Raw genomic sequence first — 3,547 nt, 5'->3', positions numbered from 1 at the left:
TGCCTTGTATTTGCGGGAAATGCTTCGGAAAAAGCTGCATCATAACAATATTATTATTAGGGGAGCTTTTCTTCTTCCAGATGCACTTGTAAAAACACGAACTGTGAGTGCAAAGGAATTCGAAACGGTTCAAGCAAATGGATACGCATCGTTAAAGGAGCTACACGCGATTACGTTAGGCGCCTCTGGTGAGTTGTCACACCGAGGCGGCGTTACGATTGAACTGGAATACAGGCCTGATCAAGTGGATGAAGAAGGTCGTAGTAATTATAGTATTATGCAAAAGCATTTACCGTTCAACTATTGTTTTTTATATGACTATGAAAATTTACATGGTCATCATTTACAGACACTTGCCGATTATGTAGATCAAATGACGAATACAATTTATTTACAGTTATTTAGTCCGTTGTCATCTTCCCATTTTGCCCAAGAGGATAATCAAATTCAGCAGCTTGCTGATTCTAATGGCAAAGCTCGTTATTGCGGGGCTGGTGCAGCAAAGATTGTGTATCCATATGAACATATGGTAAAGTACTGTGCATTAAAATGGGCGGTGCAAGGATTAGATGAATCGTGGCTACACTTAGACCGTTTATATGAAGAGAAAAAGAATCGCTATGAACAAGATATACGCCGTGGTGTACAACGTGAGAAACCAGAACGAGGGCGCAGCTTTTTAGAAGACTTAGAGCACTTAGCAACGAGACCAGAACGTGCTCACCCATTTTATAAACAAATGTATGTAGAAACTAGAGAGGGAGCAGAAGGTGGAAAAACAGGAATTTCAAAGGTACGTCAGTTTTTAGAGGCAGTCGAAAGCTATGTTCATCGAACGGTGCAAAAGGATGAGGAATTGAATCGCTTGCAGCGTGAGTGTAAAGTTATGCAAACGAAATTAAAGGTAACCGAACAAATGAAAGGAGAGGTAGGACGTGTCGACCATGCCCTGCGATTATATGCATACACGATTCCAAGCCGAATTCATGAGCATGTCACAACACTTGTATATGACATTATAGAAGCAGACCAATATACATTAGGAGGTGCGGAAGGACAATCGTATCAATTAAATACGTTGTTTTTGAAAAAGCCATCACCCGTTCATCCAGTCGCAGCCCGTTACATGTTATACGAGGTTCGAAAAACGGTGAGTGAACGTATGAAACGATTACAAGAGAGCAACGAGCACAAGCGAATTCTCATACGAAACTATGATAAAAAATTTAATCTTGGTAAAGAGGATGAATCCATTACCGCTGTAAGACGTGTAGAGTTAACGCAGCAACAAAATTGGTTTGGAAAGTTATTTCATAATGAGCAGCGAGAGTTTAGAAGAGAGTTTCAAGACATTAGCACATCGTATGTAAATAAACTAAATGAATTTCGAAAAGACCTGCTGCTAGAACTCGTGTACCAGGCTATATTCCAAGCCGTGAATCAAATGATTCGTCATTGGGAGAGATTTTTCAGTCAATTATACGAAACAAGAGAAAGCCTACTTTTAGAAATTAGTAGACGTGAAAAGGAATTTGAGGGACGAACGAATCCGACAAATGTATACGTTCTTGCTAAGGAAGAACACATGAAAAAAATGTGGAAGCAACTGCAGCAAAGTGTTGACAGTGGCATTCTACCTCACGAAATATCGGCAGAAATTTATTTGAATTTATACCGTGAATTTATTAGGGAAGCTGGAGGAGAAACAGAGCTGAATGACCGAGTGGAGGATTTTTATCGCCAACATATTTTATCCTATTGCAATGGTCAACTACGTACCCGCTATCGTGATAAATTGGAATTTAATATTGTAGAGGCCATGCGTAAAGAAGCAGATTTTCAGCATATAGAAGGCGATACGTACGTAAGAGAACGAATCGTTGAACTCATTCATTTAGCCAGTCCATTTATCCCGAAGGTTTCTCATCACCGTGAACTGCAATACTGGGGAATTCATCCAAATGTCTACAATTCTCTAAATGAGGAATTATTACAAGATATATTTTCTGAAAAAGAAACCGTAGATGAAGCGTTCTCTACATTTGAAATCGTATGCTACCGGGCTCATTACGGATTATCATTACAGGATTTTCCCAAGCTTTCATCTGGTCATTTGTCGAATGTAATGTTAGATGGAAAAGGCGACTATTTTCAAGCGTATTATCGCCGAATTAATAAATTAAACATTAAAAAGACGAATGTAACCCCACATCTTGATAAGTATTGGCACCTTCCTGCTTTCATGCCAGATTTAAATGCAACGCAAACAAAGCTAGATTACGAAAAATGTAATCGTGCCTTTTTATACGCGTATATTTATCGTTGGATTGATCTCGTGAAAGTAGATGACCGATATTTCTATCAATACAATGGAATAGGCAGAACACAGCTTATTCAATCGATGGGGAAGAATGTAACAGGCGAAGGATATAAGTTGCACCGAGCTCTTCTTCATAATCCATTTATTTATGAAAATATTATTTCTCGGTTTGAACAGGAACAAGAAAAGGCGATGCAAGTTGGAGGACATTTGTATACACATCCATTCATAATGGGAGCGCAAGATGTGAAATGGCTGAAAAAAGAACAAGTGCATAACATAGTGGATATTGTAACGGTGTATGCGGGTGAGGCGAAGCGTGATGCATTACTTGAAGAGACATCGGATGAGTTACTTCGTTTGCTCATTGATGAAATAGAAGGATATTTTAAAAGCTATTATGGTATTGGGGCAGAAGGAATGGCGCGCAAGGAAAGTGCAATTTTCATTGATCATTTATGGAATCGTTCCTACGCCAAGGATTATATCGATGAAAACAGTGCAGCGTATAAAAAATGGCTGTATATGCTTGGAATTCAAGAACCGACGGAGGAAGAAACCAATGTAAAGGGCTAACCTAGCAGAACTGCTAGGTTTTTGTTATGTAAAGGGCCACCTAACCTAGGCATGATCAACAAATTAAAATCTATACACGAATAGGTATATACAATGGTACAATAGAAGAATGTGAAGGATTATTTGAATGGCTATCTAAACTTTGTGTGGCATAAAGAATGAAGGGATTCATTTTCGCATAGGGTAGCAAATGGAGTTTAGCAATACGATGGTGTGCTTACATACAAAGAGACAAGTGAGCACATCCAGGGAGGAAATTTATATGGAAAGTGACACAACTGAACGAAAGAAGGGAATACTTTATACGGCTGCATCTTATATGATGTGGGGCGTGTTCCCCCTTTATTGGAAGATGGTAGAGAATGTACCATCGGATGAAATTATTGCGCATCGCATACTTTGGTCATTTATATTTACAATCCTACTTGTGATGATAGCAAATCGTTATCATGAGTTTGCAAAAGAATGGAAGAAAGTTATCCGTCAGCCACGTACTTTTTTTGTACTGTTAGCTGCCTCCTTCTTGATTTCTACCAATTGGTATATTTACATCTGGGCAGTTAATCACAATCATATAATTGAGGCTAGCTTAGGATACTATATTAATCCATTAATAAGTATAGTATTAGGGATGGTAGTATTAAAGGAGCG

The 3,547-nt window shown here is 38.7% G+C and carries 2 protein-coding genes; both read left to right on the top strand.

Translation table 11 applies throughout. The features are described 5' to 3' along the window. Positions 1–2,896, top strand: a 2,896-nt coding sequence (locus tag AC11ZT_RS00415; protein ID WP_484057713.1) for a tubulin-like doman-containing protein, incomplete at its 5' end; no start/stop codon positions are given. 262 nt (positions 2,897–3,158) lie between these two features. Then, positions 3,159–3,547 (top strand): EamA family transporter RarD (gene rarD, locus AC11ZT_RS00410; protein WP_484057712.1); only part of this gene is annotated, 389 nt, incomplete at its 3' end.

This window comes from Ectobacillus sp. (assembly GCF_056992975.1).
This window is presented reverse-complemented; position numbering and strand designations above follow the sequence as displayed.